1 protein-coding gene is annotated in these 325 nt (G+C 50.2%); it reads right to left on the bottom strand.

What is annotated here, in order from left to right; translation table 11 throughout:
* Positions 1-325: IS66 family transposase (locus tag ABZJ92_RS22400; RefSeq protein ID WP_146693839.1), on the bottom strand; the 325-nt coding region annotated here is incomplete at both ends.

Genomic DNA, 325 nt, shown 5'->3' with positions numbered 1-325 from the left:
GAGTGTCATCTGCGTGCACCTTTCCTGCCTCCAGAACATAGTCATTCAGCGCTATATACAGAGGACGGAGTTTGTCTGCCATTTCTGATACCCAGCGCACCATGGTATTACGGCTCAGCTCCACGCCCTGTCGCGCGTATATTTCTGACTGGCGATATAAAGGGATATGTTCCATATATTTGCTGACCAGGATCCGTGCAAGTAACCCTGCACTGGCATAACCGCGTTCGATCGGTTTAGGAGGAAGTGGTGCCTGAACGATGACATCACACCGGCTACAGGCCAGTTTGGGACGTATGGTTTCGATAACTTTAAAGGCGGTATT

Source organism: Shigella sp. FJ200513 (genome assembly GCF_040495915.1).
Classification (GTDB): Bacteria; Pseudomonadota; Gammaproteobacteria; order Enterobacterales; family Enterobacteriaceae; genus ECMA0423.
The sequence above is the reverse complement of the archived record's forward strand: the minus strand, read 5'-3'. Positions and strand labels throughout refer to the sequence as shown.